28 protein-coding genes are annotated in these 25,122 nt (G+C 65.9%); 11 read left to right on the forward strand and 17 right to left on the reverse strand.

Annotated elements, in window-relative coordinates; translation table 11 throughout:
- Positions 1-40 precede the first annotated feature (40 nt).
- Both CP557_RS14785 and CP557_RS14790 read right to left on the reverse strand, forming a co-directional pair.
- On the reverse strand, positions 41-706 hold the full coding sequence (locus tag CP557_RS14785; protein ID WP_097380613.1) for an AIM24 family protein: 666 nt from the start codon (positions 704-706) through the stop codon (positions 41-43).
- 104 nt (positions 707-810) lie between these two features.
- Positions 811-2,406: a GMC family oxidoreductase gene (locus CP557_RS14790; RefSeq protein ID WP_097380614.1), complete on the reverse strand. Its 1,596-nt coding sequence runs from the start codon at positions 2,404-2,406 to the stop codon at positions 811-813.
- Positions 2,407-2,692: 286 nt separating this feature from the next.
- Here CP557_RS14790 and CP557_RS14795 point away from each other — a divergent pair, with 286 nt between their 5' ends.
- The 3 genes from CP557_RS14795 to CP557_RS14805 all read left to right on the forward strand — a co-directional run bounded on the left by CP557_RS14795 (position 2,693) and on the right by CP557_RS14805 (position 5,507).
- A complete protein-coding gene (locus CP557_RS14795) occupies positions 2,693-3,292 on the forward strand; it encodes an NfeD family protein (protein ID WP_097380615.1) in 600 nt (199 codons plus the stop codon).
- Between the two features lie 178 nt (positions 3,293-3,470).
- Complete coding sequence (locus CP557_RS14800) at positions 3,471-4,658, forward strand: SPFH domain-containing protein (RefSeq protein ID WP_097380616.1); 1,188 nt, start codon at positions 3,471-3,473, stop codon at positions 4,656-4,658.
- A gap of 231 nt (positions 4,659-4,889) precedes the next feature.
- Complete coding sequence (locus CP557_RS14805; protein ID WP_097380617.1) at positions 4,890-5,507, forward strand: winged helix-turn-helix transcriptional regulator; 618 nt, start codon at positions 4,890-4,892, stop codon at positions 5,505-5,507.
- A gap of 36 nt (positions 5,508-5,543) precedes the next feature.
- Here the strand turns inward: CP557_RS14805 and CP557_RS14810 are convergent, their stop codons facing one another.
- From CP557_RS14810 to CP557_RS14820, 3 genes are all read right to left on the reverse strand, one after another.
- On the reverse strand, positions 5,544-6,209 hold the full coding sequence (locus CP557_RS14810) for an HAD family hydrolase (protein WP_097380618.1): 666 nt from the start codon (positions 6,207-6,209) through the stop codon (positions 5,544-5,546).
- Positions 6,210-6,321: 112 nt separating this feature from the next.
- The gene (locus tag CP557_RS14815; protein WP_097380619.1) at positions 6,322-6,543 is read right to left on the reverse strand and encodes a DUF7123 family protein; all 222 of its coding nucleotides are present in this window, start codon (positions 6,541-6,543) and stop codon (positions 6,322-6,324) included.
- A 255-nt stretch (positions 6,544-6,798) separates the two neighbouring features.
- A complete protein-coding gene (locus CP557_RS14820) occupies positions 6,799-7,323 on the reverse strand; it encodes a DUF84 family protein (protein WP_097380620.1) in 525 nt (174 codons plus the stop codon).
- Between the two features lie 296 nt (positions 7,324-7,619).
- On the opposite strand from CP557_RS14820, the gene CP557_RS14825 reads away from it, so the two are divergent.
- The 3 genes from CP557_RS14825 (at position 7,620) to CP557_RS14835 (ending at position 9,843) form a co-directional block, all read left to right on the forward strand.
- Complete coding sequence (locus tag CP557_RS14825; RefSeq protein WP_097380621.1) at positions 7,620-8,600, forward strand: transcription initiation factor IIB; 981 nt, start codon at positions 7,620-7,622, stop codon at positions 8,598-8,600.
- A 72-nt stretch (positions 8,601-8,672) separates the two neighbouring features.
- A complete protein-coding gene (locus CP557_RS14830) occupies positions 8,673-9,347 on the forward strand; it encodes a type I 3-dehydroquinate dehydratase (RefSeq protein ID WP_097380622.1) in 675 nt (224 codons plus the stop codon).
- A 58-nt stretch (positions 9,348-9,405) separates the two neighbouring features.
- Positions 9,406-9,843 (forward strand): zinc ribbon domain-containing protein, encoded by a 438-nt coding sequence (locus CP557_RS14835; RefSeq protein ID WP_097380623.1) that lies wholly within the window; start codon positions 9,406-9,408, stop codon positions 9,841-9,843.
- Positions 9,844-9,957: 114 nt separating this feature from the next.
- Here the strand turns inward: CP557_RS14835 and CP557_RS14840 are convergent, their stop codons facing one another.
- A complete protein-coding gene (locus CP557_RS14840; RefSeq protein WP_097380624.1) occupies positions 9,958-11,139 on the reverse strand; it encodes a 3-dehydroquinate synthase II in 1,182 nt (393 codons plus the stop codon).
- A gap of 221 nt (positions 11,140-11,360) precedes the next feature.
- Between CP557_RS14840 and CP557_RS14845 the strand changes: the two genes are divergently transcribed.
- Entirely contained in the window at positions 11,361-11,942 is a 582-nt protein-coding gene (locus CP557_RS14845) for a hypothetical protein (protein ID WP_097380625.1), read from the forward strand.
- A gap of 107 nt (positions 11,943-12,049) precedes the next feature.
- On the opposite strand, the gene CP557_RS14850 is transcribed toward CP557_RS14845, so the two are convergent.
- Entirely contained in the window at positions 12,050-12,910 is an 861-nt protein-coding gene (locus tag CP557_RS14850) for an HFX_2341 family transcriptional regulator domain-containing protein (RefSeq protein WP_097380626.1), read from the reverse strand.
- A 301-nt stretch (positions 12,911-13,211) separates the two neighbouring features.
- Here CP557_RS14850 and CP557_RS14855 point away from each other — a divergent pair, with 301 nt between their 5' ends.
- A complete protein-coding gene (locus CP557_RS14855; protein WP_097380627.1) occupies positions 13,212-13,886 on the forward strand; it encodes an HAD family hydrolase in 675 nt (224 codons plus the stop codon).
- A 15-nt stretch (positions 13,887-13,901) separates the two neighbouring features.
- Here CP557_RS14855 and CP557_RS14860 read toward each other — a convergent pair whose 3' ends face one another.
- The gene (locus CP557_RS14860) at positions 13,902-14,441 is read right to left on the reverse strand and encodes a hypothetical protein (RefSeq protein ID WP_097380628.1); all 540 of its coding nucleotides are present in this window, start codon (positions 14,439-14,441) and stop codon (positions 13,902-13,904) included.
- Between the two features lie 78 nt (positions 14,442-14,519).
- Positions 14,520-15,092 (reverse strand): SprT family zinc-dependent metalloprotease, encoded by a 573-nt coding sequence (locus tag CP557_RS14865; RefSeq protein ID WP_097380629.1) that lies wholly within the window; start codon positions 15,090-15,092, stop codon positions 14,520-14,522.
- 181 nt (positions 15,093-15,273) lie between these two features.
- On the opposite strand from CP557_RS14865, the gene CP557_RS14870 reads away from it, so the two are divergent.
- A complete protein-coding gene (locus tag CP557_RS14870) occupies positions 15,274-16,233 on the forward strand; it encodes a cation diffusion facilitator family transporter (protein ID WP_097380630.1) in 960 nt (319 codons plus the stop codon).
- A gap of 58 nt (positions 16,234-16,291) precedes the next feature.
- Here the strand turns inward: CP557_RS14870 and CP557_RS14875 are convergent, their stop codons facing one another.
- From CP557_RS14875 to trpC, 4 genes are read right to left on the reverse strand one after another with little or no spacing between them, the layout of a single operon-like run.
- The gene (locus CP557_RS14875; RefSeq protein WP_097380631.1) at positions 16,292-17,086 is read right to left on the reverse strand and encodes a 2-amino-3,7-dideoxy-D-threo-hept-6-ulosonate synthase; all 795 of its coding nucleotides are present in this window, start codon (positions 17,084-17,086) and stop codon (positions 16,292-16,294) included.
- Positions 17,087-17,110: 24 nt separating this feature from the next.
- A complete protein-coding gene (gene trpA / locus CP557_RS14880; protein WP_097380632.1) occupies positions 17,111-18,025 on the reverse strand; it encodes a tryptophan synthase subunit alpha in 915 nt (304 codons plus the stop codon).
- Positions 18,022-19,290, reverse strand: a complete 1,269-nt coding sequence (gene trpB / locus CP557_RS14885) for a tryptophan synthase subunit beta (RefSeq protein WP_097380633.1) — start codon at positions 19,288-19,290, stop codon at positions 18,022-18,024. The genes trpA and trpB overlap by 4 nt, the downstream gene beginning before the upstream one ends.
- On the reverse strand, positions 19,287-20,108 hold the full coding sequence (gene trpC, locus CP557_RS14890; protein ID WP_097380634.1) for an indole-3-glycerol phosphate synthase: 822 nt from the start codon (positions 20,106-20,108) through the stop codon (positions 19,287-19,289). Before trpC ends, trpB begins: the two co-directional genes overlap by 4 nt.
- A gap of 311 nt (positions 20,109-20,419) precedes the next feature.
- Between trpC and CP557_RS14895 the strand changes: the two genes are divergently transcribed.
- Complete coding sequence (locus CP557_RS14895) at positions 20,420-20,890, forward strand: MGMT family protein (protein ID WP_097380635.1); 471 nt, start codon at positions 20,420-20,422, stop codon at positions 20,888-20,890.
- A 271-nt stretch (positions 20,891-21,161) separates the two neighbouring features.
- On the opposite strand, the gene CP557_RS14900 is transcribed toward CP557_RS14895, so the two are convergent.
- From CP557_RS14900 to CP557_RS14910, 3 genes are read right to left on the reverse strand one after another with little or no spacing between them, the layout of a single operon-like run.
- The gene (locus CP557_RS14900) at positions 21,162-21,755 is read right to left on the reverse strand and encodes an NUDIX hydrolase (RefSeq protein ID WP_097380636.1); all 594 of its coding nucleotides are present in this window, start codon (positions 21,753-21,755) and stop codon (positions 21,162-21,164) included.
- Positions 21,752-22,249: a DUF7109 family protein gene (locus CP557_RS14905; RefSeq protein ID WP_097380637.1), complete on the reverse strand. Its 498-nt coding sequence runs from the start codon at positions 22,247-22,249 to the stop codon at positions 21,752-21,754. Before CP557_RS14905 ends, CP557_RS14900 begins: the two co-directional genes overlap by 4 nt.
- A 26-nt stretch (positions 22,250-22,275) precedes the next feature.
- Positions 22,276-23,427: a glycosyltransferase family protein gene (locus CP557_RS14910; protein WP_097380638.1), complete on the reverse strand. Its 1,152-nt coding sequence runs from the start codon at positions 23,425-23,427 to the stop codon at positions 22,276-22,278.
- A 221-nt stretch (positions 23,428-23,648) separates the two neighbouring features.
- Between CP557_RS14910 and CP557_RS22640 the strand changes: the two genes are divergently transcribed.
- Positions 23,649-23,819, forward strand: coding sequence for an HVO_0758 family zinc finger protein (locus CP557_RS22640; RefSeq protein WP_169924392.1), 171 nt, complete (start codon positions 23,649-23,651; stop codon positions 23,817-23,819).
- A gap of 56 nt (positions 23,820-23,875) precedes the next feature.
- Here CP557_RS22640 and CP557_RS14915 read toward each other — a convergent pair whose 3' ends face one another.
- Positions 23,876-25,066, reverse strand: a complete 1,191-nt coding sequence (locus CP557_RS14915; protein ID WP_097380639.1) for a DHH family phosphoesterase — start codon at positions 25,064-25,066, stop codon at positions 23,876-23,878.
- Positions 25,067-25,122: the final 56 nt, after the last annotated feature.

The following is a 25,122-nucleotide window of genomic DNA, read 5'->3' on the forward strand; positions in this document are numbered from 1 at the left end:
AAAGGGGATACGTGGTACGGTGCGATGTGGATCCTGCCTGCTACTGCTGTGGTGTTTGCTCCTCGTAGGGCTGGACGACGACGAATCCGTCCGAGCCCGTAAACTCGAGCTGGTAGGTTTCGTCGGAAGATTGGCCGATCATGTTCGAGAGAGTGCGGTCGACGTGGCTGCCGGGAGTCGTCCCGCTCCAGGCGACGGTCGCGCTGGGATCGGTTCTGACTGGCGGTTCCAGGACGAGCGGTTCGCCGTGGGTCGTGATCGCGACGCTACCGGGTCCGACGAGCGAGACGTTCGTCAGTCCGCCAGCGGAGAAGCCAGCGATACTATTGATCGTCCGGATTTCGTAGTCGACCGACGACTCGAACGCGAGAACGTCGTTACCGTTGACCGAGATCTCCTGTCCGGGATCGAGATCGATGACCTGAATCTTCTTCTCCTGATCCGCGAGATAGAGATGGCCCGTTCCCGACGCCTCCATGACGGGCGTCCCCTCGCTGGTTGCCTTCTCCTTGAGGAATCCAGTAATCCCGCCTTCGGCCGAGGACTTCCCCTCGAAGGAGATGTCCCCGTCGTAGGCGATCATCGATCCGGCTTTGGCGATGATGGACCCGTCGAGGGCGATGTCGAGCAGCTTGCCGTTCTCGAGTTGAAACGTTTCGCCCCCATCCTTCGGTTCGTTCGCGGTAACGAATTCGTCGATGTTCATGGTATACAGAGCCGTGAGACGACTCTACCGGTCCTATTGGGGAAGTCAGGTCAAATAGTTGTTCATCTGCTAATTTCAGCTCGACGGATACTGATCGACCGCGGTCACGTCCCGTTTCGAACGAAATCGGCCGCCTTCTCGGCGATCATCGTCGTCGGCGCATCCGTGTTGCCGCTCGGAATCGTCGGCATCACCGAAGCATCGACGACGCGCAGTCCCTCGAGGCCGTGGACCCGAAGCCGGTCGTCGACAACGGCCATGTCGTCGTCGCCCATCTTGCAGGTGCCGACCGGGTGATACAGCGTTTCGGCGGTCTCGCGGATGTGTTCGGTCAGTTCCTCGTCGGTTCGGACGTCCGATCCCGGCAGTAGCTCGGCCCCCCGATACTCGTCGAACGGCTCGGCCCGCAGGATCTCCCGAACCAGTTTGACACCCTCGAGCAACACCTCGAGGTCCGCCCCCTCGGTCAGGTACTGTGGATCGATGACCGGGTCGTCGAAGGGGTCGGCCGACGCGAGCGCGATCCGACCGCGGCTCTCCGGTCGCAGTCGAAGCACGTTCAACGAGAACCCGTGGCCATCGGGGTTATCGAGGCCGTGTTCGACGAAGTGCGACGGGGCGAAGTGGAACTGAACGTCCGGGGTGTCGGCCGTCTCGGAGACGGTCGCGAACCCACCGGCCTCTCCCACGTTCGAGGTCAGCGGCCCCCGCTTCAACAGCAGGAATTTGAGGAGGTTCCAGATCGAGTCCGCGTCGGCGAGGCTGATCGGTCGTTCGCACTCGTAGCCGACGCCGGCCTGCAGGTGATCCTGCAGGTTTCGACCGACGCCCGGGCGGTCCGCGACGACGGGGACGTCGTGTTCCGCGAGGTGGTCGGCCGGACCGACGCCGGAGAGCAACAGTAACTGGGGCGAGTTGATGGCCCCGGCCGAGAGGATGACCTCCTGGGCCGCGTCGACCCTCGCCGGACCCACGTCGGCATCGTTGTGAGCGTACTCGACGCCGACCGCCACCTGGCCGTCGAACCGGATTTGCGTCACCTGTGCCCCCGTCTCCGCAGTCAGATTCGGTCGGTCCAGTACGGGCTTCAGGTAGGCGTCGGCACCGCTGTGGCGACGACCGTCCTCCTGTGTCACCTGATAGAGCCCGACGCCCGCCTGGTCGCCCGCGTTGAAGTCCGGGTTGTGTGGCAGTCCCGCCGCTTGCCCGGCCGCGACGAACGCCTCGCTGAGTTCGTTCGGCGACTGGGGATCGGCCACGTTCCGCGGCCCGCTGATCGCGTGATAGTCCGAGGGGCCGCGCTCGTTGTGTTCGGCCCGCATGAAGTACGGCAGCACGTCTTCGTACCCCCAGCCCTCGTTGCCCAGCTCCGCCCAGCGGTCGTAGTCCGCGGGCTGGCCGCGGATGTAGATCATCGCGTTGATCGAACTCGAGCCCCCGAGGGTCTTCCCGCGGGGCCAGTAGAGTTCCCTGTCGTGAAGTTCCGACTGCGCCTCGGTGTGATAGTTCCAGTCGACGGTCGACTGGAACAGCTCCGAGAACGCCGCCGGAATCCCGATTTTGCGCTCCGTATCGGGTTCCCCGGCCTCGAGCAACAGCACGTCCGTCTCGGCGTCGGCCGACAACCGGTTCGCGAGTACACAGCCTGCCGGCCCCGCACCGACGATGACGTAATCGTAGGTCTGCCCTGATACTGACATGGTAGCTCATCCCATATTCCGGAACGTTCATAAACGTTTCAAAGAGATTCGGCCCAGCAGTCTCGAGACGGTGTCCCCGTCGAACGCTCGAGGGCGTGGTTCCCTCGGGGATCATCTCGAGGCGAAAGCGCGATCGAAAAGCACGCCACAGGAGGTGATCGCTCCGGACGGATCGTCGGCAGTCGAGCGGGTACCGGGCGTGATTCATCGGATTCGACGACTGTCCTCGACCACCGATCCATGGTCGTTGACAAACATTTACCTCCGGCGGGAGTATACCTCTAGTATGGTCGAATCCCTCATGGGGAACGTGCCGCTCCTGCTGTTGGTGGCGGGGCTCGTGTTGATGGTACTGGAGGCGATTTCGCCCGGAGCCCACCTCATCGTCATCGGCATCGCGCTGGTCGGGGCCGGCCTCATCGGCGTCCTCTTTCCGTTCGCAGCGAACGTCCTCGTACTGGCGGCGCTGACGCTCGGGATCGGGATGGTCGCGGCCTACATCTACCGGGAGTTCGACTTCTACGGCGGGAAGGGAACCGCTCAGACGACGGATTCGGACTCGCTGTCCGGCAAGACGGGGTACGTCACCGAACCCGTCACGACCCGCAGCGGCGAGGTCAAACTCGACGAGGGCGGGTTCGCGCCCTACTACAGCGCGCGGACGACCAGCGGCACGATCGAGGAAGGCGAGGAGGTCATCGTCCTCGATCCGGGCGGCGGGAACGTGCTCACGGTCGAATCCCTCGACGCGCTCGGCGAAGACGAGATCGATCGCGCGCTCGCACGCGATGCGGCAGCACAGAACGAGCGAGACGAATCGGATCGCGACGACGACGGATCGATACCCGGAATCGACACCGAGCGGGAAACCGAGAAATCGAGCTAAGGACGTCTAGCCGTGCCGACGAATCCACTCCGGCCGCGCCCGTCGGCTCGAGCCCCACAGCGGGGACGGACTCGAGTTCGCGGTCGACGCAGTGGCACGGGGATCCGCCGCGTCACCGGCTGACATATGTCGTCGAAACAAGGGAACGCTTTTCTCCCCGCCGCCGTAAGTCCGAAATATGGTGGTACAACTGTTCCCGATGCAAACCGTCGGCGGTGCGTTGCTGCTCGTCGGTACCCTCGCCCTCGTCGTCGTCGTCGCCGCGCTGTTGAGCGCGATCGAGATCGTCGACGCCTACGAGAAACGAACCCTGACCGTCTTCGGAGAGTACCGCAAACTGCTCGATCCGGGGATCAACTTCGTCCCGCCGTTCGTCTCGAACACCTATCGGTTCGATATGCGAACGCAGACGCTTGACGTGCCACGACAGGAAGCGATTACCCGCGACAACTCGCCGGTGACGGCCGACGCCGTCGTCTACATCAAGGTGATGGACGCCAAGAAGGCGTTCCTCCAGGTCGACGACTACAAGCGTGCCGTCTCGAACCTCGCCCAGACGACGCTGCGTGCCGTGTTGGGTGACATGGAACTCGACGACACGCTGAACAAGCGCCAGGAGATCAACGCCCGCATCCGCGAGGAACTCGACGAACCCACCGACGAGTGGGGGATTCGCGTCGAGAGCGTCGAGGTCCGCGAGGTCAACCCTTCCAAGGACGTCCAGCGTGCGATGGAACAACAGACTTCCGCCGAGCGGAAACGCCGCGCGATGATCCTCGAGGCCCAGGGTGAACGCCGCAGCGCCGTCGAGAAGGCCGAAGGTGACAAACAAAGCGAGATCATCCGCGCCCAGGGTGAAAAGCAAAGCCAGATCCTGGAAGCACAGGGTGACGCGATCTCGACCGTCCTGCGTGCCCGTTCGGCCGAATCGATGGGCGAACGTGCCGTCATCGACAAGGGGATGGAGACGCTCGCCGACATCGGCCAGGGCGAGTCGACGACGTTCGTCATGCCCCAGGAACTCACCTCGCTTGTCGGCCGCTACGGCAAGCACCTCTCGGGCAGCGACATCGAGGAGGACGGCCACGAACTCGAGAGCCGCGAGTTCGACGACGAGACGCGCGAACTGATCGGCCTGGACGACATCGCCGAGATCATCGGCGAGATCGACCAGGAAGCCGATATGGACGTCGAAGCGATGGAACAAGAAGCCCAGGCGATCAAGGAGGGCAAGGACCCCGCGGAGATCTCCGATCCCGACGAGGTCATCGAGGAGATGGACCAGGACTTCCAGAGCCAGGCCGACGGCGGGACCGACATCCCGGTCGACGAGACGGACGCCGACGACCCCTCGACCGGCGACTAACGAGTCTTCGCCCTCCCAGCCGACTCGTCTCGATCCCCTTCGCTCGCCAGACGTCGCGTGGGCCGACCCGAGATGTGGCCGCGAGGACACGAGGGTTCCGGCTCGGGGCACTGACCGGGACGACCCGCTTTATCACGGGACTCGTATTGGGGTCGTAACCAGTCGTATTCGGTGAACAAAGCGGAGCGAAACCTGTTTTACGGGTCGTGCCCTTGTGGACGGTAAGTAGAAATGACGAAGCCCGATGGGGTCGACGACGAGAAACGCGCGACCCTGCGCCGATTCGCCGCCCTCGGTGCCGCCTCCCCGCTGGTCGGTCGCGCCGACGCAGCGGCGGCTGACACGGGCGAGAGCGACGCCCGCGATGCGATCGCGGGCTATCTCTCCACGACGCCCGGCGCGCACTTCTCGAAGATCCGCGACGACCTGCAACTCGGGACCGGCGAAACCCAACACCACCTCCGCCGCCTCGAGGAACTCGACGCCATCGAGCGGTATCGCGACGGCGACTACAAGCGGTTCGTCACGGCCGATCGGTTCGACGAGTTCGAAAAACGAGCGCTTGGCTATCTCCGCCGGGAAACGCCCCGCGGCATGCTGATCGAACTGCTCTTGCAGTCGGACGCGACTGCCGGCGACCTCGCCGAGGCGCTGGACGTCTCGGCACCGACGGTGAGCAAGTACGCCGGTCAACTCGAGGACGCCGGCTTGCTCTCCCGGGAAGACGGCTACGCGGTCGAGCGGCCGGAGACCGTGTTGGTCCTGGTCGTCCGCCACGCGGACTCGTTTGGCGACCGCGCGCAGACGCTCGCCAAAGACGCGGACCAGTTCCTCGAGTATCAGGGGTAAGAGACTCTTGCTCGGGGGAGATCGGATTCGTCCGGACTACGCCGATTCGGGCGACTCGATCAGCGGCGGCAGTTCGGTCAACGACTCGAGTTCGTGGGTCGTGCCCGTCGGCAGTTCGTGGTCGCGATTGTGCGACCGCCGGAGGAAAGCGGTCTCGAGGCCGGCCGCCCGGCCGGCCGTGACGTCTTTCGGGGAATCGCCGACGTAGAGTCCGTCCGTGACGCCGAGGGCCGCGAGCGCGTCCTCGATGTAGTAGGGGTCCGGCTTGCGCCGGTCGTACCCCTCGAACGTCGGCGCTCGCCCCCGAACGACGTCGAAATCGATTCCGACGAACGACGCGACGAATTCCGCGGTCTCGTGACGATTGTTGGTGACGAGCCCGATCCGCGTCCGTTCGCCGAGGTCGCGAATCGCGTCGATGTCGTCGTAGGTGGCACGCTCGCCCGAGCGAAGGCGATCGTGGGTCCCACTCGAGGCGTAGGCCTCTTTCAGTTCCCAGAACCGGGCGGGATCGATCCCGAGTTCCGCACACCGCGTCCGGATCAGTTCGTGGTCGTGCGTTCTGCAGTCGCGACGCTGGGCCGGCGTCGGATCGGCCTCGAGCGCGGCGAGCGCGGCGTCCGCGGCGTCGGCGTACACCTGCGGATCCGTTCGCGGGCCCTCGAGGACGACGCCGTCCATATCGAATAGTATCGCCGTCATTCAGCGACGATGTAGGGAGCGCCGACCCAAAGGGTGTTCGGCGCGCTCTAGTAGTAACGTCGTTACGATCGGTAAAAGACGACGTCGCCGGACTCGTGTCGCGACAGTACCATTAACAGTTTACTTTCCAGGTGGTACTCGAGGAATACCCCCATTTTTCGATCTCGACATCGTAGTCGCCCTCCTGAAGCGCGGTGATGTTCGAGCCGACCTCTTTGGCCGTCATACCGAGCTCTTGGCCGATAAGGCGGGATTTGAAGTACGTCTTCGTCGCCGCGTTGTTCCGGAAGTACTCCAGAATCCGCTGTTGTTTGCTCGTGAGGTCGGGGGCCATTGCAGTGCTCATATTCGTCCAGATGACAGGAACACCCTTAGGGGGTTTGGTACGCGCGGTTAACCCGCCGCCTTCGGGCGGTTTTGCTGGCGAGTAATTCGGTACTAACTGGACGGAAAGGTTTCGTTGGTACGGCTGGTTAATATATGTCCCTCGGAGAGTGTCTTTTGTTCGTGAACGTTTCCGGTCGGCGGGGGGACAGCGACCCGGCTCGAACGGAGACGCGCGAGGAACACCGCTCGGCATCACGAACTGTTAGGGTTCCGTCTCGTAAGCCGTCGTTACCAAGGGGCCAAACGAACACGCAACTGCCTCGCCGAGCGCTCGCGTCCGATCGGTCAGGCCGTCGGTGAACACGCCGGCGGCTCCCGCCCCCGTAGCGACGCCCGTCGTTCCGAGTACGTCGTCCATCACCGGCCCCAACTCCGCACCGTCCGCGAGCCGCTCGGCGACGTGATCCGGAAGGCGAAGCGTCGGGCCGCCGCCTCGTTCCGTCCGATCACCGTCCGTGGCCGCACCCCACATGATCAGTGACAGTCCCGGCGTCGCTTCGAGCCGAGCGACGCCGCCCTCGAGGCCGATCCCGTAGTCCGCGTCGGTCGCCGCGAGCGCTCGTCGCGCGCGGTTCTCGGCGCCGGTGACGGTTTCCGCGATCGACCGTGGCTGTTCGTCGACGCCGGAATCGACGTCGACCGCGGTTACGGTCGGCTCGTATCGCTCGAGGGTTCGTTCGACCGCATCGATCTTGACCGGATTCGTGCTGCCGACTGCGAGGTTCATACCGGCCGTTCGAACGGAACCGAGTTGGAGCCTCCGTTTCGAAGCGATACCGTCGGCCGTCCCTGAATCCGAGTCGGCCCGACTGTGCGGGCCGGCCGTCGTCGCGAGCCCTCGCTGACGGGACCGTTCTGTTCTTGAATGTTTCTATTTATCATACTCGTTCCTCCGAATTATCCGTTTTCGGAGCATATTGGATCCGGATTCCGAAACCGTTAAACCTTGAGTCTCTGAACGTGGGAGGTAACGAATCCGTCCGGGCTTTTACGATCGGTTCGGCCGGGAGCACTTGCCATCGTATGACTAACGCACCATCGAATACGAGAGTACGACGTAGCGAACCCGAAACGAACGAACAGGAGACCGAAAGCGAGCAGGAGGATCTGGCCTGCCCCGAGTGTGCGGGTAACCTCGTCGTCGACGACGAACACGGCGAGACCGTCTGTGAGGACTGTGGATTGGTCGTCGAGGAAGACTCGGTCGACCGTGGGCCGGAGTGGCGCGCGTTCGACGCCGCCGAGAAAAACGAGAAGTCCCGCGTGGGCGCGCCGACGACGAACACGATGCACGACAAGGGCCTCTCGACCAACATCGACTGGCGCAACAAGGACGCCTACGGGAACTCCCTTGGCTCGCGTCAGCGCGAGAAGATGCAGCGCCTGCGCAAGTGGAACGAGCGCTTCCGCACCCGCGACTCCAAGGAGCGTAACCTGAAACAGGCACTCGGCGAGATCGACCGAATGGCCTCCGCGCTGGGACTGCCCACGAACGTCCGCGAGACGGCAAGCGTCATCTATCGACGCGCGCTCGACGAGGACCTCCTCCCCGGTCGCTCCATCGAAGGCGTCTCGACGGCGTGTGTCTACGCCGCCGCCCGGCAGGCCGGCGTCCCCCGGAGCCTCGACGAGATCGCGGACGTCTCCCGCGTCGAGAAAAACGAGATCGCCCGCACCTACCGCTACGTCGTCCGCGAACTCGGCCTCGAGGTCCAGCCGGCCGATCCCGAGAGCTACGTCCCCCGCTTTGCCTCGGGACTCGAACTCTCCGACGAGGCCGAGCACCGCGCGCGAAGCCTGCTCCAGAACGCCAAGGAGAAGGGCGTCCACTCGGGCAAGTCGCCGGTCGGCCTCGCCGCCGCCGCGGTCTACGCCGCCGCGTTGCTGACCAACGAGAAGACCACGCAGGCCGCCGTCTCCGACGTCGCCGACATCTCCGAAGTCACCATCCGAAACCGCTACCACGAGCTCCTCGAAGCCGAGGAGACCATCGGGATGGCCTAACTCGGGACCCCGACCGACTGAAACTCGCCGGAACGATACCGTTTTTGCCACGCTCGTCCGCAGTGGGTAGCAATGGAACTTGACTTCGACTCGTTCGTACTCGCGGCGTCGACGGCGGACCTCTCCGAGGAACCCACAGCCCGCGAGCACGCGGACGCGATCGAGTTTCGAATGGACCTGGCCGACGAGCCACTGGCCGCACTCGAGGCCTACGACGGCGAGCTCCCGCTCCTCGCGACGAATCGCGCCGACTGGGAGGGCGGAGACGCCGACGAGGACGGCCGGCTCGAGGCGCTGACCGAAGCGACCGGGTTCGATGCCGTCGCCGCGATCGACGTCGAGCTCGAGTCTATCGTGGATGGCGACGCCGAGGACACCCTCGAGACGGCTCGTGACCGGGACGTCTCGATCGTCGCGTCGGCCCACGACTTCGAAGGGACGCCGCCTCGAACGGAGCTCGTCCGGACGCTGACGGAGGCGGGCAAGTACGCCGACGTCGCGAAGCTGGCGGTGACTGCGGAATCGAAGGCCGATACGCTCGCGGTGTTGTCCGCGACCGAACAGCTGACCGCCCACGGCGACACGGTCGCGACGATGGCGATGGGTGACGTGGGAAGCCACACGCGTGCGGTCGCACCGGTGTACGGGTCGAAAATCGGCTACGCGCCGGTCGATCCCGCGGCGGCGACCGCACCGGGCCAGTACGACCTCGAGACGCTCGCGGAACTGGTGACACGACTCGGGTGAGTCGAAAACGAGGAGAATCGGAATGTTAAGGGCAGGGGGCCCCTACCATCCCAGTACAATGACATGGCTCCGTGCGCTTCTCGCCGCCGGCCTGTCGGTGATCATGCCCGGTGCGGGCCACGTCCTCGTTCGTGACTGGCTCCGCGCTGCCCTTTTTGCCGGGCTCTTCCTCTCGGTGAGTGCCTTCTTTCTCCCGATCGATCAACTCACGGCGGCCGGCCCGATAACGAGTTACGACGAGGCCTTCGAGCAAGCGACGATCATGGCCGAGGAAACCGACGTGATGGCACAGTTCTTCCTCTCGTTTATCGCCCTGTTTGCCGCGGTCGATTCGGCCTTTCGCGCGCTGGGCTACCTGCCCGGCGGCGATACGGAGACGGACGGATCGACCTGCCCCGAGTGCGGGAAAGAAATCGACGAGGACCTCGCGTTCTGCCACTGGTGTACGACGCGACTCGAACCGGCAGAGCCCGAGGCAGAGACGAACGATATCTGAGGACGGTCTGCTGGAAGTCATCGACGGTACACCCCTAAGACAGGTCGCGGTTGCACCGGTAAATCGTTACAGGAGACCGTACGAGCCGAGCGGGCGAGGAACCGACGGGGACCGCTACTTCTCGATGATGCTTTCCTCGACGGCTTCGCCGAAGTGGCGAGCCGTATCCTCGTAGTACAGCAGTATCTCGTCGCCGGCCTCGAGATCAGTCACCGCCTTGCGTCCGTCGGCGGTGGCGACCTTGATCGTCTCGGCGTTCTGGAGCAGGGTTTCGACGCGGTCGCCGTTTGCGGCCTCGAGGGCGATCCGGAACATCGGCCGCTGTTCGATCTTGACCCGACCGACGATGGCCTCGCGGGTGTTGCCCTGCAGATCGACGACCTGAACCTCGTCGCCGCTTTGCAGTTCCGAGAGGTACTTCGTCCCGCCGTCGGGCGTGCGGACGTAGGCGTGGACCGCGCCCGCGTTCACCCGGAAGGGACGGGAGGCGACGTACGGTGATTCCGCGGTTTCGCCGTGGACGAACACCAGTCCGCGGCTCATCGACCCCACGAGCATCCCCTCGTCGTGCTCGAGCAGGCTGCCGGTATCGACACAGACCCGGTCGGCGCTGCCGGCCCGTTCGACGTCGCGGACCTCGGCGTACTCGAGATCGAGGCTCTCGCGGGCGGCCTCGTCCCGGACCTCGACCGTCTTGCGAATCTCGTCGGGGTCGTCGGAGTCGAGCAGGACGGCATCGGAGCCGATCTCGAGGGTTTCGAACGCCGTCTTGGCCTCCTCGGCGCTGGTCACGCCCGCGACGAGGTCGGTCTCCTCGCCGATGCGCGCGATCAGGTTCTCGAGGGGGATGATCGTCCAGTCCTCGCCGACGACGATCGTGTGGTCGGCTTCCTCGGCGGCGGTTTCCGCGAAGCGTTCGTACTCCTTGCCCAGAATGCGGACGTACGCGCCCCGGTCGAAGTCGCCGTCCCGTCGCAGCGTCGAGAGATCCGCCGAGCCCGAGAAGTCCTCGGGCAGGTCGATCGTCGCGTCGCCCTCGCCGTTTTTGCCGACGATAATCGCGTCGGCCTGCGAAGCAGGGTCGTCTTCGCCCTCGGCGTCGTCGACCAGGGTCACGTCGCCGTCGGTTCGAAACGCCGCGACGTTGATGTCGCCCAGTTCGCGGACGCGTCCGACGTCGTCTTCGTCGACCAGTACCCAGTCTGCACCCGCTTCGAGCGCGGTGGTGATCCGCGCCCGGCGGTCGTTCCAGTCGCCGACGGTATCGTCGGCTTTCACCCAGACAGCTCGCGTCATGAATCGATCCTCGAAGGGAACCGGCTTGAACGTGGCGGATCGGGCAGGGCCGGCGGATCGATCGGTCCAACGGATCGACGGTAGCCGTTTCCGGGTCGTCGAGCCCGATACCGCCGGTCGAAAGCCGTAATAGAACGGACAGTGCCAACACCCACGATAGTAAGGATAGTACGGATACTTTCTCAGAAGTTGATAAGATATCTCCGGGCGATCGATCGAACATGGGTCAGCGTCACCTCGAGATGGATGCAGAACCGTCGATCGACCGCGCCGCCCGCCGTCTCGAGGCGGAGTCCGCGGCCGCAGTCGCGCGAGCGGTCTACGATCACGCCGGCGAGCTGGCGGCCCTCGAGTACGGGCAGCCGGCTGCCATGCTGGGCGCGATCCGGCTCGCCGCTCGCCGCACCGGCGTCGGCGAACCGGACCGTGAACGGCTCGCGGCGGAGTTCGACGTCGAGCCGGACCGCGTCGTCGCGGCCGACGAGTTGCAGTCGCGGTACCTGACACCGCCCGCGGACGACGACGAGATCCACCGGCTCCGACGGCGACTCATCGTGGCCAGAGAAGTGCTGGCCGCAGTCGAGCGCGGCCGTGGCGCTGGCCCCGAGCTTCCGGGCTCGCACCTCGCTGACGCCGCGCCCTTCCTGCTCGCACGCGCGAGCAGCCACCTCGATTCCCGCACCGACCGCGAGTTCCCGGGACTCGACGCGGCGGCGCTTCGCGACCACATCGAGCGACTCGAGGCCGACCTCGAGTTCGCTCGGCTAGGGACGAAACTGTACAGGCTGGTTCACGAGGAGTGAGTAGGCGACGCGTGTGCCGGCCGACCGCCGCTCGGACGGTCCGGCGTCGCTGGGTCTCGGCGCACCCACAGGGCGGTCCCACCGGGAAATTGGGACAGCAAACCGTCTCAGGATTCGGTGCCGTCACCGATGAGCTTGTGCCGGAACGCCCGGTAGGCGTTTTCGCCTCGCTCGGTCAACTCGACCACGCGTCGGCGGCCGACCGACTCGATCGTGACGTAGCCGTCCTCAGCGAGGGGCTCGAGGACGTGGGTATCCAGCACGCGGAACGCGCCCTTGTCCTCGCCGGAGCGCTCGTCGGGCGAGCGACGGTCGGCGATAAAAGAGAGGTCGTGGTCGCGCGCGTACTCGATGAGGTCCTTCTTCTTCGGCGGGGCCGTCCGATCGTCGTGAAATCCGTCCCACGCGGGCGGATCGGAGAGGAACTCCATGATCGCGACCTGGTCACGCGACGGCGACTCGATCGGATAGGTCGGGACCTCCTCGATCTCGTCGAGTCCGAACGAGACCGGTTCGGCGGTCCCGTCGTGGGCGTACTCCGCGGGCTCGACGTAATAGGCGTGTGCGTCCGTCGAGACGTCCATACACGCGATCGTCGCACCGATCGCCGGGATCGTCCCGGCCCCGGAGACGTTGACGTACACCTGATCGTCTGCGTGCTCGTCGGCGATCGTCGTCACGTCTCCGAGCACGGCGTAGACGTCCGTCAGATCACACACCCAGGTCCGAACCTCGGGGACGATCGACTCGAGTTCCGCGCGCAATTCCTCGTGGTACTCGGCGGCTGCCGTGGCGTTTCGCTCGGTCGTTCCGTTCCACTCCCCTTCGTTGCCGTTCCTCCCCCTGCCGCCCACGCCGTCACCCTCGAGCAGATAGACCAGATCCGCCCGCTGGTCCCGGATCGGCTCGAGGATCCGATCGAACTCGTAGCCCAGTGGCACGACGTGGACTCGCTTGACGACCTCCATACGCCGAGAGGTGTGTCAATAAAAATAACTGCTGCGGAATCGGCGGGTTATAGCAGCCACCGAACGTCACTGCACACCTGACCGCATGAGGCGTTGCGGTCAGTGTGTCGATCGGTTCAGTAGCTACTAGCGGCTCGAGTCGACCCCGAGCGGCCGCGAGGGTCGGCTCCCCGGTCGAACCACCAGTCGGGCGGGACTGAACGGGGCTTTCAGGCAGTTCTCGTCGGTGACGATACGCCGTCTCGAGTGGATGCGACCTCGGCGAAACGTTGAGAACGCCCCCGCCCCTACACGGTGACAGATGGCCGCCTACGACGCGATCTGTTTCGATCTTGATTCGACGCTCTGCGAATCGACCCAGGACGCCGCGAGCCTGCTCGAGTCGACCTTCGAGCGGGCCGGCTGTGACCCGTTCTGTACGCCGGCGGATCTGCGAGCCGCGGTGCCCGACCTGCCGACCGCCGAGACGGATCGGGAGTTCTACGAGCAACTCTTTACGGAAGTCACACGGCGGGCCGGCCTGGCTCCGGATCTCGCGCCGACGCTCGCGACGAACTACCTCGACGTCCAGGAGCCGACCGCCGTCCGGTTCCGGCCCGGCGCGAAACCCGCCCTCGAATACGCCCGCGAACGTGCGTCCGTCGCGCTCATCACGAACGGTGGCCGGAAGACACAAACCCAGAAACTCCGATCGCTGGGTATCGAGGACGCGTTCGACACCCACGTCTTCACGGAGCCAAGCGCGGGGATCCTCCCGAAACCGAACGCCGCCCCCTTCGAACGCGCACTCGCCGACCTCGACGTGACGCCGGACGCGGCGATCCACGTCGGCGACTCGTTACACGCCGACATCGCAGGGGCCAACGCGATGGGCCTGGACTCGGCCTGGCTCGATACCGGCCGCGACGACGGCCCCAGCGAGCACGAACCGACCTACGAACTCGCGTCGCTCGAGGCCTTCGAAACGATCGTCTAGTGGCGGTTCGAACCCCTACTCGTCAGGCAGCAGATCCGTGTGAACGACGGCCCGATACTGGGTGTCCGTCCCTTCCTCGAGTCGCTTGAGCAGCGCCGCCGCGTTCGGGAAACTCTCGGGGAGTTCGAACGAGTCCGACTCGTCCTCGTCGCGGTCCTTGCAGCGCTTGACGAACTCGATCAGGACCTCGAGGGTCCCGCGACGGGCGTAGACGACGCCGATATCTCGCTCGAGGGTCTCGCTCCAGGTCCCGATGACCGACGCGGCCGCGTTCTGGGGCCGTTGCAGTCGCTCGACGAGCGCGTCGGTATCGATATCGGGGCCCTCCTCGCCCCCCACGTCGTCGATGACCGCCTGGAGTTCCTCGGGGTCCGTCTCGGCTGGCGACCCGTCGCCGGCCGCCTCGAGCAACTCACCGAAGGCCTCGACCTCCTCGCGGCGAACCGCGATCGGATAGACGAAGTCGTGGGTCTCCTTCGGGAGCGTGTACGATTTCCCCTCGATGCCCTGTTCGCCGGGGCCGGACGAACCCAGCATCAACTCGAGTATTCCCATACCTGACACAGGCATGGTGAGGCGAATAAGTGTTCCGCGCTCGACCCGTCGCTCGCCCCGATTCGAGCACCGATCGCGCTACCATTCGTCGCCGAGGGCCGCTTTCGCGCCGCCGTAGCCGCCGGCGGTCGTCCACGTCCGGCCGCTTTCCGCGTGTTCGACCTCGTAGGCACCGCCGCACGCACCACAGCGGTACTGATCGGGTGATTTCACGGGCGTGGACGCGCGATGGCGCGTTGCCCGCCAGTCACAGCCGTCGGTGAGACACCGGAGGACGTATCGGGGCTCCGCGAACGCCTCGCAGTAGCGCGGGGCCTCGAGCGCGCCAGCCCGGTCGCGAAATCGTTCCCCGTGTCCGGACTCGCCGAAGTGCTGGAACTCCCAGGCGTGGACGAGTTCGTGGCGGACGATCCCCGCGAACTCGGGCCAGTCGTAGTGGTCGTACGCCCGGCGGGCGAGCACGATCGTCGCGACGCCACTGTCCGCGTTCCACCTGCAAAGGCCCGCTCGGCGGCGCGCTCGCGAGGAGACCGTCCACTCGAGGGCCCCGAGGTCGACGGCCAGTTCGTACTCCTCGCGGACCTCACGGGCGTGAATCCGCGCGCGGGCGACGATCTCGTCTGCGAGCGTCAGCTCCTCGCCGTCGGTCACGGCCTCGTAGTAGGTGTCTACCGCCGAAGTCGTTCCGATTCGGTCCCGCTCCGGGCGAGAAGCGGCGATGTGCCGGGCACGTTTTAATAACTCAATCGAGTATTTTTGCCAAGATTAGCATATAAAACGGCGTTTAATAGCAGCTATGTTAATAAGAGTGAGGTCCCGAGTTCGACATACGATGCGTCAACACGAGTCGGCGCACGCTCACGACGACTCGCACGCAGGCGACGACCACAGCCACGGACGGGGACACAGCCACGGCGGGGATTCGACGAGCAGTCGCAAACTCGCCGCCGTCTCGCTGATCAACGTCGTCGGCTTCCTCGTCGAACTCGCGGGCGGGCTGGCCTTTGGCTCCGTCGCGCTGATCAGCGACGCCGTCCACATGCTGTTCGACGCGCTAGCGTACGTGATGGCCTTCGCTGCCGCTCACGTCGCCGAACAGTACGGCGACGGCGAGCGCTGGTCGTACGGCCTCCACCGTCTCGAGCCGTTCGCCGCGTTCCTCAACGGGCTCCTCCTCTTGCCGATGGTCGGGTTCATCCTCTGGGAGTCCTATCAGCGCTTCCTCGAGCCCGTCGCCATCGGTACCGGGCCGACGATCGCCATCGCGACGGGCGGCCTCCTCGTCAACGTCGGCTCGGTGTACGTCCTCCACGGCGACGCGATGAGCCTCAACGAGAAGGGTGCGTTCTACCACTTGCTCGGCGACGCCGGCGGCTCCGTCGCCGTCATCGTCTCCGTGCTCGCCATCGAGGTGACCGGCATCCGCGTCGTCGACCCGATCGCCGCGGCGCTCATCGCCGCCGTGGTGACCTGGTCGGCAGTCACCGTCTTGCGCGGCAGCGGCGAGATCTTCTTCCTCAAGACGCCCCTCGAGAGCGACGACATTCGATCCCACATAACCGGGATCGACGGCGTGGATCGAGTCGACGACTTCCACGCGTGGCAGATCTGCAGTCAGATCACGGTCGCGACGGTCCACCTCGAGACCGGCGTCGAGACGATGGCCGAGGCCGAATCGGTCGTCGCTCGCGTCCACGACGAACTCGCCCGCCACGGCGTCGATCACGCGACCGTCGAACTGAGTCCTCACTATGCGGACCGTGACGTGCATCTCGATACGCATTGTCACTGACCGCGAGGGATGTCGCGGACGCTACTGCGATCGACGGCGAGAAGAGAAACGAAGGGTCTCAGGCCTCGAGTGCCAGTCCGGCTTCGGTCAGCGCGTCCTCGGCCGAGAGATCGTCGTGGACGACGCCGGCGACCGCTCGTGCGATGGCTTCCGGGTCCTCGTGCTGGAAGATCGATCGACCCATCGAGACGCCGGCACCGCCGGCGTCCATCACGCCCCGTACCATCTCGATCGTCTCGCGGTCGGTTCCCTTCGAGCCGCCGGCGATGACGACCGGCAGTCGGGTCGACTCGACGACGTGCTGGAAGCTCTCCGCGTCGCCGCTGTACCCCGTCTTGACGATGTCAGCGCCGAGTTCCTCGGCGAGTCGGACCGCATGGCCGAGCGCTTCGGGGTCCGCCGAGTCGACGCCGGGACCGCGAGCGTAGGCCATCGCGAGCACCGGGATACCGAACCGCTGGGCCTGTTCGGTGACCGCCGAGAGCTGACTGATCTGGTCCGGTTCGTGATCCGAGCCGACGTTGATGTGGAAGGAGACGGCGTCGGCACCCACTCGGATCGCCTCCTCGACGGTACCGGTCATCCGTTTGTCCTGCTCGTCGGGTCCGATCGTCGTCGAGCCGTTGAGGTGGACGATGTACCCCTTTCCGTTCTTGTTGTCGTGGACGCGAGGTGCGACACCCTTCTGCGTGAGGACGGCGTCCGCCCCGCCGCTGGTCACGCCGTCGATCGTCGCTTCGATGTCTTTCAGTCCCTGGACCGCACCCATCGTGATGCCGTGGTCCATCGGGATGATCACGTACGATCCGTCTGTACCGATTCGCTCGAGTCGTGCGTCAGTTCCTGTGGTCATTGCGGGAGTCTAACAAGCTTGCCGTTATGGCTGTTCTGGTTCCGGTCGTTCTTCCGGATCGACCGTGAGGGAATCCGCGCCGCGACGTGCGCCCCGTTTGAGCTCCGCCGCTTTGGCCTCGAGTGCGTCGACCGCGTCGCCGGGCGTCTCGCTCGACGAAATGATGTCGATGAGAGCACTGCCGACGATGACGCCGTCGGCACCTGCCTCAATGATCTCGGTCGCGTGTTCGCCCTTGCTAACGCCGAAGCCGACGGCTTTGGGGACGTCGTACTCCGAGAGCCGCGCGAGGCTGTCGTGGGTCGCACCCGACACGTTCGCTCGTGCGCCGGTCGTCCCGAGGCGGGCCTGGACGTAGGCAAAGCCCGAAACCTGAGACATGATACTGTCCAGTCGCTCGCCCTCGGTCGTCGGCGCGATGATGAAGACGAGGTCGAGCCCGTTGTCGTCGCAGGCCTCCCGAAGCGGATCGGATTCCTCGGCAGGCAAGTCGGGAACGATGATTCCCGAAAGGCCGGCTTCGGCGGCCCGCTCCACGAACGGCCGCACGTCGGGTTTGGCTCGCGGGCGCTGCCCGGTCGCTTCTTCCGAGGCGCGTTGCGCCTCGCTGTCCCCGTACTGGAGAATCATATTGTAGTACGTCATCACCAGCAGCGGCGCTTCGGTTTCGAGGTCTTCGACCAGTTCGAAGAACCCGTCGGGGGTCGTCCCGGCCGCGAGCGCGCGGTTGATCGCGGCCTGGATCGTCTGCCCCTCCGCGATCGGTTCCGAGAACGGAAGCCCGAGCTCGATCAGATCCGAGCCCCCGCGATCCAGGGCCTCGACGTAGGCTTTGGTGTCCTCGAGCGAGGGGTCACCCGCGGTGATGTAGGTGATGAGCGCGGGGTGGTTCTCACGGATGGCTGCTTCGACGTCGCTGTCGTATGTCGCGTCGCTCACTGGTCGAACACCTCGACGTCCGGCGCGGCCTCGAGATCGCGCTTCTCGGTCTCCTCGAGCACCGTCTCGAGGTCCTTGTCGCCGCGGCCGGAAACGTTGACGACGACGAGGTCGCCGAGTTCCTCGTGTTCCTCCTCGAGATACCCGAGCGCGTGACTCGACTCGAGCGCGGGGATGATCCCCTCGAGTCTCGAGAGTCGGTGGAAGCCGTTGAGCGCGGCGTCGTCGTCGACGTTCGTGGGCGTGACCCGGCCGGTCTCGACGAGATGCGACAACTCGGGGCCGACGCCGGCGTAGTCGAGCCCCGCGCTGACGCTGTGGGACTCGACGATCTGGCCGTCACCGCCCTGGAGGAGCTTCGTCATCGCGCCGTGGAGGACGCCGTCGGTGCCCGTCGAGAGCGTCGCGGAGTTCGGCGCGAGTCCGGCGTCTTCGTCGATCTCGAGGCTCGAGCCGCCGGCCTCGACGGCGTAGAGGTCGACGGTCTCGTCCGGTACGAACGCGTGGAACGTGCCCATCGTGTTCGAGCCGCCGCCGGCGCAGGCGACGACGCTGTCCGGGAGTCGGCCCGCCCGCTCCTGTATCTGATCGCGGATCTCCTCGCCGATGACCGCCTGAAAGTCACGGACCATCTGCGGGAACGGGTGTGGCCCCACGACCGAGCCGATCACGTAGTGGGTCCGCTCGACGGTCGTCGCCCAGTCGCGCATCGTCTCGTTGATCGCCTCTTTCAGCGTGGCGCTGCCGGCCTCGACCGGGTTCACCTCGGCACCGTTCATTCGCATTCGATAAACGTTGGGCCGCTGGCGGTTGACGTCCGTTCGGCCCATGTAGATCTCGCAGGGCATGTCCAGATGGGCCGCAGCCATCGCCGTCGCGGTGCCGTGTTGTCCGGCACCGGTTTCGGCGATGATCCGCTCTTTGCCCATGTACTTGGCCAGGAGAACCTGTCCGAGCGCGTTGTTGAGCTTGTGGGCCCCGCCGTGGAGGAGATCCTCCCGTTTCAGGTAGACCTCGCGGTCGTAGCGCTCGCTCAGCCGATCCGCGCGCTGCAGCGGCGTCGGTCGCCCGCCGAAGTCCCGCATGCGCTCGCGGAACTCGTCGAGAAATCCGTCCTCGTTTTCGAGAACGTAGCGCTCGTAGGCGTCCTCGAGTTCCTGGAGTGCTGGCATCAGCGCCTCGGGGACGTACTGACCGCCGTAGTCGCCGAAGCTGCCCGTCCGTCCGGATTCGTACTCGCCGTCCCGTTCGCGTTCCGTGCTCATGTCTGTGTCTCTCCGTCGTACGCTCGTGTCGTCTCACTCGTCGTGCTCGATTCCGCTCGCGTGAGTCGCCGCGTGTTCGCGGTCACGTCGCTGTCGCCCGCGCCGTGGTCCATGATGGCGCTGCCGACTAGCAGGGCGTCGGCACCCGCCTCGCGCATCCGCCGGGCGTCGGCCGGCGACGAGACCCCGCTCTCGGCGATCAGGGTTACGTCGTCCGGAGCCTCGGGTGCGACTGACTCGAAGGTTTCGAGGTCGACCTCGAGTCGCGCCAGATCCCGGTTGTTCACGCCGATGATGTCGGCTCCCGCCTCGAGGGCGGTCTCGAGTTCCGCCCGGTCGTGGACCTCCACGAGGGGTTGAAAACCGCGCTCGCGGGCGGCGGTAACGAGCGCCTCGAGATCGTCCACGAACCTGGCGATCAACAAGAGCAGGTCCGCCTCGACGACGTCCATCCCGGCTTCCTCAAGGACGAAGTCCTTTCGCAGGACGGGGACGTCGACGGCCGCCCGGATGCGGGAAAGCGCCTCGGGCGAGCCGCCGAAGTGGGTCGGCTCCGTGAGTACCGAAATCGCCGCCGCGCCGCCCTCGACCATCGCCCGTGCCAGTTCGACCGGATCGTCGGCTCGAGTGCCATCCGCCGTCGGACTCGTCGGTTTCACCTCCGCGATCACTGGGACTCGCCCCTCGGCCTCGGCGTCGGCAAGCGCGTCCGACAGCGAGCGCGCGTCGACGTCGACGACGCCCTCACCGCCCGACCGCTCCCGTGCCGCCTCGAGGATCGACTCCACCGCGGGAGCGAGCTCCGTATCGGAGTTCATTATTGTACATCGACGTACTCATATGTACATAAGGCTTGCGTCATGGAGGCACACGGGACCGCGGAGAAAAGAATGGAGAAAGCGATCTGACCACGTGCAGAGGCGCGCGCTGTGCCGCGGTGAGGAATGCGAGGCCGAACGAAGTGAGGCCCCGGAAATACGAACGTCGACTGTCGGAACCGTGAGTAGAACTCGGTTGGGGAAGGCGTGGTGCTTCCTCGTCGTCAGTGGAGGCGAGACTCCCGGAGAGTCCAGACGAGGAGAAACCGAGGACCGGCGACTATTCAAGCCCCGATGGTCTAGTGCTAGCTATGGAGGACGTTACGGATGCCGGAATCTACGCACGGGAATCGCCGTACCTCGACCGGTACGTCCAGCTCGGTGCCGCGAGCGGGCGGGTCCTGAGCGTCTCGTTCCCCGAGATCCCCGACGACGACGCCGAGGACGACCACCCCGTCCTCGATCGAATCTTCGAGTACCTCGACGGCCTCGAGGAGATCACCTTCGACGACGTGCAGGTCGCGATGACCATGCCGACCGACCAGCGGGCGGTCCTCGAAGGCGTCCAGGAGATTCCCTACGGGGAGCAGGTCAGCGTCGAGACGCTCGCCCGGATGACCTCCGGGCTCGATCACGAGGACGACGACGACATCATCCTCGTCCGGACAGCACTCGACGAGAACCCGGCCCCGCTGTTGCTCCCCGACCACCGCGTGCGCGACGGCCCCAGCGCCGCGCCGCCCGACGTCGAGCAGAAATTGCGGTCGCTCGAGGGGCTGTGACCCACGATCGATTCGGACGGTCCCCTGTCGCGAGTGACCGCGACCCCACGGGCCCGTTGGTCGCCGTCGCTGCCTGACAGCGGTCCGTATCACTCCGTTCTCGACCGCTCCGAGAGAGGGAACTCGATCTCGGGACAGCCACGGTTGACGAGGGACGGCCGAGGTGATTCAGGAGACAGTGCTCACGGAGGGAAACCACGGCACTGCGGTACTCGACGAATTTCCCGACGGAAGATTCAGCGGAAACTCCGGAAATTCGGCGAGTGACCGACTAAAAATCCGACCGGTCGACCTTCTCGGGCGCTTCGAAGTCGGTCGCCAACTCGAGCAGTTGCACCAGGATCCGGCCGGTCGCGCCCCAGACGGTGGCGCCGTTTACGTGGAAGTAGTGGATGACGATCTCGCCGTAATAGGGGTGAGATCGGCGCTCGTATTCGTAGTTGTCCGGATCGAGCAGTCCCGACAGCGGCAGGACGACGATCTCGGCGACCTCGCTCTCCTCGCGGACGTACTCCCGATCGGGCACGCGGGCGACGAACGGCGTGACGGCGTACTCGGTGACCGTTCGAATGTCGTCGAGCTGGCCGACGATTTCGGCCTCGCTGGGTTCGAGGCCGATCTCCTCGTTCGCTTCACGGAGCGCGGTCTCGAGGATGGTTTCGTCCTGTGACTCGGCTCCGCCGCCGGGGAAGCTCATCTGTCCGGGGTGTTCCCCCAGGTGGTCGGCCCGCCGGGTAAAGAGGAGGTGGTCCTCGCCGTCCCGATCGAGTATCGGCGCGAGAACCGCGGCGTCGTACTCCTGGTCGCCGATCTCGGTGGGGTCGTACGCTGCGACGGGATCGAGCGTCAGTCTCCTCGCTATCATTCGTTGAGAGCGTCCTCCAGTCGCGTCCGTTCGTCCGTGAGATCGACCGGCGCCCACGACTCGACGTCGTAGCTGACGTCGATCAGGGCCCTGATCCGTTCGGTCTCCTCGGCTTCGATGGCCTCGTCGGCAGCCTCGCGGACACGCTCGCGGGTCCGCTCACCCAACAGGTCCCGATCGAGCCGTCGTCGCTCGACGTCGAGAATGTGGGGGACGTCTTCCGCGTCCGCCGGCACGGTCGGAAAGGCCGTCGGGCCCGCAACCAGCAACGCCTCGCCGTCGGCCATCGACGCAACGTCCTCCTCCGCGGGATCGTACCGAACGAGCGCGAACGACTCGAGCGCCTCGTCGATCGCCGCCTCGAGGGCCCCGTCGTCGACCGATTGCCCGTCGGCACGGTAGGCGGCTTCGGCGAGCGCCCGCTCGAGTTCGGCACGAGTCAACCCGCCGAAGAGGTCGACCACGCCGGCAAGTTCGTCGGCGGTCGCGTCCATACGCGGCCCAACGGCCGATAGGGGGATTAGTCTTGCGAGCGCGAGCCGACGCGTCGCCCCCGCCAGGGCTGAGTTGCCCCGAGCACGTCGCCCGGCGCGAACGGCGCGTCGATCCATCGCGGCAGGCGCGTGTCGTCGGGTCCCGGCGGGACGATCGACTCGGCGTAGCGAGCCAGCTGCTCCCGTTCGCTCGCCGGATCGTACGCGAGCCCGTTGATCGCCGCGTCGGCGCGGTACTGCTGGATCAGATCGTCGCCGACGGCCCGATACCGCTCGGGAAGCGTCCCGTAGTCGGGGTCGACCCCGTGCTCCTCGAGGACGGACAGGAGCGTGGCGGCCACCTCGCGGCTCATCCCCTCGAGGCCGGTCTCGCCGGCAACGGCGCGGTGGTCGTGTTCGTGCCGGCCGAGATCGACCTGTGCACTGCCGTCGAAGCCGGCGATCTCGTAGGCGTCGCCGAGGGTTCCGACCTCGAGCCCCCACGTACGGGGGGCGCGGAGCCGCCGGGCGAGGTCGGCGGTCGCGGCGAACTCGCCGGCCAGCGCATACCGGAACGCACCGAGGAAGTCGACGATCGGCGCATCGTGAGCGTCCGCGAGGGTACGAACGAGCGGTTCGTAGAACAGTCGGCAAAGCCGCCCGTAGAGTCGACCGCGCTCGACGCGGGCGTAGTACCCCTTCGAAAACTCGAATTCCATCGTCAGCGGTGCGAGCAGGCGGCGAACGTGGCCTGCCTCGTAACTCCGAGCGTCGGCGTCGTGGACGACGACGGCGTCGGCGGCGTCGGCGGCAGGACCGAGCGCGAGCCAGACGTCTCGGCCCTTTCCGAACTCGCCGCCCAGTCCGGCGTCGGCGAGGAGCGTCTCGACGCCGGGCGCGTTACACCAGAGGACGCGAATCGGCAGCCCGAACTCCTCGAGCCAGTTCCGGAACGGACCGATCCGATCGGGCTCGGCGCGAACGGGGACGAACACCGCGGCCGGTTCCGGCTCGAGTGACTCGAGTTCGCCGAGAACGCGTTCGGCGGCGGGGCTCTCGTACTCGCGGCCGGTCATTGGGACGACGACGGCCGTCTCGGCGACTGCCGCGGCGGCCTCGCGGGCGAGGTCGGTCCGCCGCCGCCCGTCCCCGTCGCCGAACTCGTGGAGCGTGGCGATCCGCTCCTGGACGTACTCCATCGGTGGGGTGTTCGAGCGGACCGGTAAAACGGCCACGGATGCGGCCAGATAGACACCACGGAGCGCTGTCAGGCAGCGGCGCGACCCACGGAGCCGGCCGTGGTGTCGCCGATCGCTCGAGACAGGGGACCGTCCCGGCACCCGCAACGACCACACGACGGCAGCGACTCGAGGCCGGGAAGCATTGGTCTTTTTCTTCCCCACCTGCCTACAGGGTGAACATGAGATCAGTCCGGAAGGCACTCCGTGCCGGCGAACTCGAGAAAGACACCTACGATCGGCTCGTCTGCGGTGAGTGCGAGAAACCACTGAAGACGGAAAACGACCCGGATGAGATCAAGACGGTCCGTATCTGTCCGGACTGCAAGTCCGAGTGGAAAGAGATCCGATAGCGGCGGGTGACGACGGGCACTGAGACACCGCCGACCGACTGCGGGTAGGAGCGTCGTCACCGTTCGCCCGCCATCGCCGAGAAGAGCCGTTCCTCGAACTCCGCGCGGCTGATCCCGTCGGAGGGACCGATCCCCTCCATGTGATCGACCGAGAGCTGGCCACCGCCCATTCGTGCGTGGCCGCCCGCGCTGGCCATCGGTATATCGCTGATCGCGTGGCGGAGCGTCTCGCCCATGTGGACTCGGTCGTCCCGGGACCGTCCGGAGAGGTGGAGCGTCCCGTCGTGTTCACCGTAGACGACGACTGCCGTGACGCCCTCGAGGTGCATGAGTTCGTCCGCGGCCTGTGGAATCGCGTCGACGTTGCCGATCTCGCCGACGCCGCAGACGGCGAAGGGGCCTTCGATCCGTTTCTCGGTGATCGCCTTCGCCTTGACCTGTAACACGTCGTCGCTGACCTGCGGGTTGGCGATCCGGTCGAGCAGGTCCTCGTCGATCCCGGGAAACAACGTCGCACAGGCGTCGAACTCCGCCCGGGAGCAGCCGTTCGTCAGGTGATTCGTGTCCGACTGGATGCCATAGAGGAGGCCCGTCGCCAGCTCCGGCGACACCTCGAGCCCGCCGGAGCCGTCCTCGGCGGCCATCGTCGCGCCGATATCGTTCAGGTACTCGACGATGATCGTCGAGGCCGCGCCGTAGTCGGTCCGGACGTCGGTAAACTTCTTCCCGGCCCCGTTGCCGGGATGGTGATCCACGACCGCGATCGGCTCGACGGTCTGTGCACCCGTGAACCCGCGGGGGGTGTTGTGATCGACGAGGACCACCGGGTTCGATGCGAGTTGTGAACTCGCCTCGATGGACTCCATGTCGAGATCGAGGACGGTTCGGAACGCGCGGTTCTCCTGGTGGCGGATTTCGCCCGAGAACTGCAGCGTCGCGTCGGTGTCGACCGACGCTGCGATCGCCGCGACGCCCATCGCACACGACATGGCGTCGGGATCCGGATTCGGATGCATCAACACCGTCACGTCGTCCTCTCCGGCGAGGACGCGTTGGAGCCGGACGCCCGGCGGTCGTCGAACCCACCGAACCGCCCACCACCCACCGAGGACGAGCGCGACGGCGACGAGAACCAGCAACGAGAGGACGAGCGGTTCGAGGGATCGGACCGAGTCACCGAGCGACTCGGTTACCAACGGATTCGCCCCGAGGAAGGCACCGCCTCTCGAGGCGCGCCGATAGCTCATACCGAGGAATCAAATCGAACCACCAAGAGTTTTCCGACGGTTTTTCCGCTCGAGGA

The sequence above is a fragment of the Natrinema ejinorense genome, assembly GCF_002494345.1.
GTDB classification, from domain to species: domain Archaea; phylum Halobacteriota; class Halobacteria; order Halobacteriales; family Natrialbaceae; genus Natrinema; species Natrinema longum.

What these genes read in the sequence shown, in the direction of transcription:
- CP557_RS14785 (WP_097380613.1), bottom strand. Translation starts at nt 706, where the DNA reads ATGAACATCGACGAATTCGTTACCGCGAACGAACCGAAGGATGGGGGC.
- CP557_RS14790 (WP_097380614.1), bottom strand. Translation starts at nt 2,406, where the DNA reads ATGTCAGTATCAGGGCAGACCTACGATTACGTCATCGTCGGTGCGGGG.
- CP557_RS14795 (WP_097380615.1), top strand. Translation starts at nt 2,693, where the DNA reads ATGGTCGAATCCCTCATGGGGAACGTGCCGCTCCTGCTGTTGGTGGCG.
- CP557_RS14800 (WP_097380616.1), top strand. Translation starts at nt 3,471, where the DNA reads ATGGTGGTACAACTGTTCCCGATGCAAACCGTCGGCGGTGCGTTGCTG.
- CP557_RS14805 (WP_097380617.1), top strand. Translation starts at nt 4,890, where the DNA reads ATGACGAAGCCCGATGGGGTCGACGACGAGAAACGCGCGACCCTGCGC.
- CP557_RS14810 (WP_097380618.1), bottom strand. Translation starts at nt 6,209, where the DNA reads ATGACGGCGATACTATTCGATATGGACGGCGTCGTCCTCGAGGGCCCG.
- CP557_RS14815 (WP_097380619.1), bottom strand. Translation starts at nt 6,543, where the DNA reads ATGGCCCCCGACCTCACGAGCAAACAACAGCGGATTCTGGAGTACTTC.
- CP557_RS14820 (WP_097380620.1), bottom strand. Translation starts at nt 7,323, where the DNA reads ATGAACCTCGCAGTCGGCAGCACGAATCCGGTCAAGATCGATGCGGTC.
- CP557_RS14825 (WP_097380621.1), top strand. Translation starts at nt 7,620, where the DNA reads ATGACTAACGCACCATCGAATACGAGAGTACGACGTAGCGAACCCGAA.
- CP557_RS14830 (WP_097380622.1), top strand. Translation starts at nt 8,673, where the DNA reads ATGGAACTTGACTTCGACTCGTTCGTACTCGCGGCGTCGACGGCGGAC.
- CP557_RS14835 (WP_097380623.1), top strand. Translation starts at nt 9,406, where the DNA reads ATGACATGGCTCCGTGCGCTTCTCGCCGCCGGCCTGTCGGTGATCATG.
- CP557_RS14840 (WP_097380624.1), bottom strand. Translation starts at nt 11,139, where the DNA reads ATGACGCGAGCTGTCTGGGTGAAAGCCGACGATACCGTCGGCGACTGG.
- CP557_RS14845 (WP_097380625.1), top strand. Translation starts at nt 11,361, where the DNA reads ATGGGTCAGCGTCACCTCGAGATGGATGCAGAACCGTCGATCGACCGC.
- CP557_RS14850 (WP_097380626.1), bottom strand. Translation starts at nt 12,910, where the DNA reads ATGGAGGTCGTCAAGCGAGTCCACGTCGTGCCACTGGGCTACGAGTTC.
- CP557_RS14855 (WP_097380627.1), top strand. Translation starts at nt 13,212, where the DNA reads ATGGCCGCCTACGACGCGATCTGTTTCGATCTTGATTCGACGCTCTGC.
- CP557_RS14860 (WP_097380628.1), bottom strand. Translation starts at nt 14,441, where the DNA reads ATGGGAATACTCGAGTTGATGCTGGGTTCGTCCGGCCCCGGCGAACAG.
- CP557_RS14870 (WP_097380630.1), top strand. Translation starts at nt 15,274, where the DNA reads ATGCGTCAACACGAGTCGGCGCACGCTCACGACGACTCGCACGCAGGC.
- CP557_RS14875 (WP_097380631.1), bottom strand. Translation starts at nt 17,086, where the DNA reads ATGACCACAGGAACTGACGCACGACTCGAGCGAATCGGTACAGACGGA.
- trpB (WP_097380633.1), bottom strand. Translation starts at nt 19,290, where the DNA reads ATGAGCACGGAACGCGAACGGGACGGCGAGTACGAATCCGGACGGACG.
- trpC (WP_097380634.1), bottom strand. Translation starts at nt 20,108, where the DNA reads ATGAACTCCGATACGGAGCTCGCTCCCGCGGTGGAGTCGATCCTCGAG.
- CP557_RS14895 (WP_097380635.1), top strand. Translation starts at nt 20,420, where the DNA reads ATGGAGGACGTTACGGATGCCGGAATCTACGCACGGGAATCGCCGTAC.
- CP557_RS14900 (WP_097380636.1), bottom strand. Translation starts at nt 21,755, where the DNA reads ATGATAGCGAGGAGACTGACGCTCGATCCCGTCGCAGCGTACGACCCC.
- CP557_RS14905 (WP_097380637.1), bottom strand. Translation starts at nt 22,249, where the DNA reads ATGGACGCGACCGCCGACGAACTTGCCGGCGTGGTCGACCTCTTCGGC.
- CP557_RS14910 (WP_097380638.1), bottom strand. Translation starts at nt 23,427, where the DNA reads ATGGAGTACGTCCAGGAGCGGATCGCCACGCTCCACGAGTTCGGCGAC.
- CP557_RS22640 (WP_169924392.1), top strand. Translation starts at nt 23,649, where the DNA reads ATGAGATCAGTCCGGAAGGCACTCCGTGCCGGCGAACTCGAGAAAGAC.
- CP557_RS14915 (WP_097380639.1), bottom strand. Translation starts at nt 25,066, where the DNA reads ATGAGCTATCGGCGCGCCTCGAGAGGCGGTGCCTTCCTCGGGGCGAAT.